We start from the raw sequence: 5,746 nt of genomic DNA, 5'->3' as shown, positions 1-5,746 counted from the left end.
CGAGGCGAAGGGCATCCGTCACTTCGAGAGCACCTCGACGTAGCCGTCGATGATCTGCTGGGTGGAGCGCGGTCCCCCGAACGTCCAGATCCCAGCGGGGAACGCGGTGAGGCGGTCATCGGCCACGGCGGGCAGCGAGGTCCAGGCCGGGTTGTCCTGCAGGGCGTCGATGAAGCTCTCCGACTCGGGGTCTTCGGTGCCGGTGTAGAACAGGCTGGCGTCGCCGACCGTGGTCATGCCCTCGACGTCGGTCTGGCCGAGGCCGTAGGTGGGGTCGACCTCGCCGGTCCAGGCGTTCTTCAGACCGAGCTTCTCGCCGATCTCCCCGACCAGCGAGCCCTGGCCGAACGGACGCAGCGCGACGTTGCCGCCGTCGACCCAGCCGTCGAAGAACACGAACTCCTTCGTGGGCAGGTCGAGATCCGCGAGTTCGGCCGAGGCCGAGTCGAGGTGCGCCTGGAACTCGTCGGCGACGACCTCGGCGCGCTCCTCGCGGCCGGTCACCTGGGCGATGAGATCGAGCGTGCCGAGCATCTTCGCGATGGGGTCGGCGGCATCCGCACCAATGGTCGCGAGCACGGGCACGTCGTAGGCCTCGAGCTGGGAGACGATGGGGTCATCCGCGGCGCTGACCTCGACGATCACGAGGTCGGGCTCGGTGCCGAACAGCGTCTCGAGGTTCGGCTCCTGGCGGGTGCCGACATCGGTCACACCCTCCGGGAGCTCTTCTGCGGTGACCCACGTGCTGTACCCCTCGGCGTCGGCGACCGCGACCGGGGTGACACACAGCGACAGCGCATCCTCGATCTGCTGCCACTCGAGCACCGCGATCCGCTCGGCGGGCTTGTCGAGCTCGACCGTGCGGCCGAGGTCGTCCGTGACGGAGACGGCGCCCGTCGAGGTCGCGGTGGTGTCGTCGCCGCAGCCCGCGCTCGTCGAGGCCGAGGCGTCGGAGTCGGAGGCAGCGGGGGCCTGGGTGGTGCCGCAGCCGGCGAGGGCCATCACGAGTGCGCCGCCGAGGGCGATCAGGGCGAGGGGCTTCTTCTTCATTCGGTTCTTCCTCCGGGAGGGGTGAGGGGGTTTCAGGATGCTGCGCGGGCGCGGTGCCGGCCGTGGTGACGACCGCGCGGGAGCACCCGCACGAGGCCGGTCTCCTCGTCGATCTCGGTGTCGATCCGCAGGCCGTACACGTGCGAGAGGTTCTCGCCCGTGAGCACCTCGGCGGGGGTGCCCGCCGCGTGCACTCGACCGGCGTGCAGCAGCACCACGTCGTCGGCGACGGATGCCGCGTGGTCGAGGTCGTGCAGCACGACACCCAGGGCGGTGCCGTGGTCGTCGGCGAGCTCGCGCACCAGGTCGAGCGTCTCCACCTGGTAGCGCAGGTCGAGGTGGTTGGTCGGCTCGTCGAGCAGCAGCACCCCGGTCTCCTGCGCCAGCGCGGTCGCCAGCCACACGCGCTGCAGTTCGCCGCCCGAGAGCTGGTCGACGGGGCGCGAGGCCATCGTGCGGAGCCCGGTCAGTTCGAGCGCCCGCGCGACGGCGGCGCGGTCGGCGTCGCTGACGCCCGAGAAACGGCCCCGATGCGGGTGGCGGCCGTACGCCACGACGTCGGAGACCTCGATCCCGGACGGATGCGGCCGCGACTGCGAGAGCATCGCGACGGCCTTGGCGAACCCCTTCGCCGAGAGGGCCGCGGCGTCGCGGGTCTCATCGCCGCCGATGCGCACGCTCCCCGCCTCGATGCGGTGCAGGCGGGCGAGGGCGCGCAGGACGGTCGACTTGCCGCTGCCGTTCGGGCCGATGAGGGTGGTGACCCGTCCGGGTGCCAGGCGCAGCGAGACGTCGTGCACCACCCGGGCTCGGCCGTATCCGAGCACGAGGGATTCGCCCTGCAGGGCGTGGGACGCGGTCGTCGTCATGTCAGCCCCGCATCGCGACGCCGCGGCGCCAGTAGCCCATGAACGCGACCTGCCCGCGGTCGACGCCGAGGTCCTTGACGAGGTGACGGCGCAGGGTGGTGACCACGCCGCTCTCCCCCGCGATCCAGAAGTAGCGCTCGGCCGGCGCATCCGCCCGGTCGATCTCTTCCCCGAGGCCGGAGTAGTCCGGCGTCTCCCAGAGCAGATCTTCGCCGTCGATGTCCTTCACACGGATCTCATCGGCGGCGTCGGCGTCTCCGAGGTAGCCGAGCACGGCCGGGATCAGGCGCAGGCCGTGCGGGTCACCGGCGTCGCGCGGCAGCCAGTGCACCTCGACGCCGGACGGCACGTCGATGCGCAGGATGTCGGCGGGAGAGGGCACCTCGATGAAGGCCACTCCGCGCAGGTCGCGGGGCGCGTCCTCCAGGATGCGGGCGATGGCGGGAGCCGCCGTCTCGTCGCCGGCGAGCACGACCGACGCCGCGGTGCCCGGCGCGAACTCGGCCCCACCGTGCGCATCCACGTCGACGCCGCGACGGGGCCCGACGAGGTAGAGCTCCTGGCCGACCGCCGCCTGGCTCGCCCACAGCGATGCGGGTCCGGTGAGCCCCGGCTCGAGGTGCAGCACGAAGTCGACGTCCACCTCGGTGCCCGCGGCGGGATCGACCCGCAGCTCGCGCACGGAGTAGGTGCGCATCGAGCCGCGCTCCTCCTCCGGCACCGCGAGGAACGACTGCCACCAGTTGTCCGAGGCCCGATCGAGTTCGGGGAGGATGCCGGATGCCGGCGGGAAGACCAGCTTGATGCGGCTGTCGAACACCTCGCCGGGCGTGCCGAAATCGCTCAGGTCGTCGCCACCGAATGTCACGCGCACGAACGAGGGCGAGACGCGGACGACCGCGCGCACCTCGGCGCGGGTGAGGATGTAGGTCGGACGCTCGGTCGTGGTCGTCTCAGCGGACATGATGCCTCCCGATGGGTGTGACCATCGGCTTGCCGGAGACCGGGTCGATGGTGATCTGATTGGCGAGGCCGAAGACCTCTTCGACGAGCTGGGCGGTGACGATGTCCTGCGGGGCGCCCGTCGCGTGCACCCGGCCGTCCTTCATGGCGACCAGCTCGTCGGCGTAGCGGGCCGCGAGATTGAGGTCGTGCAGCACCATGACGATGGTGGTGCCGCGCGAGACGCTCAAATCGGTGAGCAGGTCGAGCACCTCGACCTGGTGCGCGACGTCGAGGAAGGTCGTCGGCTCGTCGAGCAGCAGGATGTCGGTCTCCTGCGCGAGGGCCATCGCGATCCAGACGCGCTGCCGCTGCCCGCCGGAGAGCTCGTCGACGCTGCGGTCGGCGAGGTCGGTGATGCCGGTCGCGTCGAGGGCGTCGGCCACCACCTCGTAGTCATGGGTGCTCCACCGCGCGAGCATCTTCTGGTGCGGGTGCCGTCCCCGACCGACCAGATCCGCCACCGCGATACCCTCGGGCGCGACCGGCGACTGCGGCAGCAGGCCGAGGATGCGGGCGACCTCTTTGGTGGGCCGCGCATGCACCGACTTACCGTCGAGCACGATCTGGCCCTCGGTCGGCGAGAGCAGGCGGGCGAGGGAGCGCAGCAGCGTCGACTTGCCGCATCCATTCGCTCCGACGATCGTCGTGATGCGGCCGGGTGCGATCTGCAGATCGAGGCCGTCGATGACGGTGCGGTCGCCGTAGGCCAGACTCACGCCTTCGGCGGACAAGCTGTGCGAGACGGTCAAAGCGAACCCCCGGAGCGGTTGGTGCGGATGAGCAGGTAGATCAGGTACGGAGCGCCGACCACGCCGGTGATGACACCGACCGGATAGCGGGTGCCGAAGGCGAACTGGCCGATCAGGTCGCCGGCGAGCACGAGCAGGGCTCCGACGAAAGCCGACGGCAGGAGCAGGTTGGCCCCGGGCCCCGTGATGCGGGAGGCGATGGGTCCGGCCATGAACGCGACGAACGCGATGGGTCCGGTGGCCGCCGTCGCGAACGCCAGCAGCGCGACCGCTCCGAGGATGAGCAGCAGGCGCGTGGCGTCGACCCGGATCCCGAGGCCGGCCGCGGAGTCGTCGCCGAGCTGGAGGGCGCCGAGCGCACGCCCCTGCGACAGCATCAGCGGCACGATGATGAGCGCGGCGATGGCCATCGGCAGCACCCGCTCCCACGACGCATTGTTGAGGCTTCCGGTCAGCCACTGCATCGCGGTCTGGATGTCCCAGTTCGCGGCGCGCGACAGCATGTACGAGATGACGCTCTGCAGCATCGCCGCGACACCGATGCCGATCAGGATCAGGCGGGTGCCGGCGAAGCCGCCCTTGATCGAGAGCAGGTAGATCGCGAAGGCCGTGACGACGGCGCCGCCGAGGGCGAGCAGCGACACGACCGGCCCGTTCACCGAGAGCACGACGATGCCGAAGACCGCCGCCGCCCCGGCGCCGTTCGAGATGCCGATGATGTCGGGCGAGGCGAGCGGATTGCGCAGCATCGTCTGGAAGCAGACTCCCGCCATGCCGAAGCCGATGCCGGTGAGGACGGCCAGGATCGCCCGCGGCAGCCGCAGGTCGCCGACGGTGAAAGAGGCCCCGGGCACGGTCTCGCCCAGGATCACGCGGATCACCTCGTCGAGCGGATAGAACGTGTTGCCGACCATGAGGGCGACCGTGAACAGCACGAGCAGCAGGATGCCGAGAACGATCGTCGCGATCGCGTGGCGGCGGTGGCGCGCGCGACGGCCCGCGACGATGCGCGCGATCCGGGCGGATGCCGGCTCGTCGACGCGGTCGAGGGTGTGTTCGGTGTGCTCGGTCGTGCTCACAGCTCGCGCACCTTCTGCCGACGGACGATCCAGATGAAGAAGGGGGCGCCGATGATGGCGGTGATGATGCCGACCTGGATCTCCTCCGCCGAGGGCGAGATCACGCGGCCGATGATGTCGCTCGCGGTCAGCAGCGCGGCACCGGCGATGGCCGAGAACGGCAGCAGCCAGCGGTGATCGGTGCCCACCAGCATCCGGCACATGTGCGGGACGATGAGGCCGACGAATCCGATGGGCCCGGCGATGGCCGTCGCCGCTCCCGCGAGGATCACCGCACCGAGCGCCGATATCAGGCGTGTGCGGAACACGTGCTCGCCGAGACCCTTGGCCATGTCGTCGCCGAGCGCGAGCGAGTTCATACCGCGCGAGCACAGGAAGCAGATGAGGGCACCGACCGCGAGGACGGGCGCGGTGAGCGCGATGCGCGGCCACTCCGCCCCGCCGACACCGCCGATCTGCCAGGACTGGAACGTCTGCAGCAGGTCGACGCGGGGCAGCATGACGGCGCTGATCAGCGAGGCGAAGGCCGCCGAGGTGGCGGCACCCGCGAGCGCGAGCTTGAGCGGCGTCGCGCCCCCGCGCCCGAGGGAGCCGACCGTGTAGACGAACACGGCGGCGATCCCGGCTCCGGCGATCGCGAACCCCATCTGCCCGTAGGGGTTGCTGAGGCCGAAGAAGGCGATGCCGCAGACGACCGCGAGCGAGGCGCCGTTCGAGACGCCGAGGATGCCGGGGTCGGCGATGGGGTTGCGCGTCACAGCCTGCATGGTCGCACCGGAGAGGGCGAGCGCGGCACCGACGAGGAGGGCGAGCACGGTGCGCGGGATGCGCTTGACGATCGCGGCCTGGGAGATCGTGTCGGTGTGGCCACCGAGGGCCGCGACGATGTCGTCGAAGGAGACCGCGCGCACGCCGAACGAGATCGACAGGATGCTGAGGACGACGAGCACCACGACCCCGATGAGCAGCCAGAAGGTGCGCACCAGCGCCGGGC

Annotated in this window: 6 protein-coding genes; all 6 read right to left on the bottom strand. The window is 71.0% G+C overall.

Annotated features, from left to right (window positions below):
- Nucleotides 1-18 precede the first annotated feature (18 nt).
- Nucleotides 19-1,050, bottom strand: a complete 1,032-nt coding sequence (locus ACNPM4_RS10280) for an ABC transporter substrate-binding protein (protein ID WP_448985594.1) — start codon at nucleotides 1,048-1,050, stop codon at nucleotides 19-21.
- Between the two features lie 32 nt (nucleotides 1,051-1,082).
- Nucleotides 1,083-1,919 (bottom strand): ABC transporter ATP-binding protein, encoded by an 837-nt coding sequence (locus ACNPM4_RS10275; protein ID WP_448985593.1) that lies wholly within the window; start codon nucleotides 1,917-1,919, stop codon nucleotides 1,083-1,085.
- A gap of 1 nt (nucleotide 1,920) precedes the next feature.
- Entirely contained in the window at nucleotides 1,921-2,883 is a 963-nt protein-coding gene (locus tag ACNPM4_RS10270) for a siderophore-interacting protein (RefSeq protein ID WP_448985592.1), read from the bottom strand.
- Nucleotides 2,873-3,673 carry an ABC transporter ATP-binding protein gene (locus ACNPM4_RS10265; protein ID WP_448985591.1) on the bottom strand — a complete coding sequence of 267 codons (801 nt, stop codon included), beginning with the start codon at nucleotides 3,671-3,673 and terminating at the stop codon, nucleotides 2,873-2,875. The genes ACNPM4_RS10270 and ACNPM4_RS10265 overlap by 11 nt, the downstream gene beginning before the upstream one ends.
- Nucleotides 3,670-4,752, bottom strand: coding sequence for a FecCD family ABC transporter permease (locus ACNPM4_RS10260; RefSeq protein WP_448985589.1), 1,083 nt, complete (start codon nucleotides 4,750-4,752; stop codon nucleotides 3,670-3,672). Before ACNPM4_RS10260 ends, ACNPM4_RS10265 begins: the two co-directional genes overlap by 4 nt.
- A partial coding sequence (locus tag ACNPM4_RS10255; protein ID WP_448985588.1) for a FecCD family ABC transporter permease occupies nucleotides 4,749-5,746 on the bottom strand: 998 nt, incomplete at its 5' end. The genes ACNPM4_RS10260 and ACNPM4_RS10255, both read right to left, overlap by 4 nt.

The sequence above is a fragment of the Microbacterium umsixpiens genome, assembly GCF_053543675.1.
This window is presented reverse-complemented; position numbering and strand designations above follow the sequence as displayed.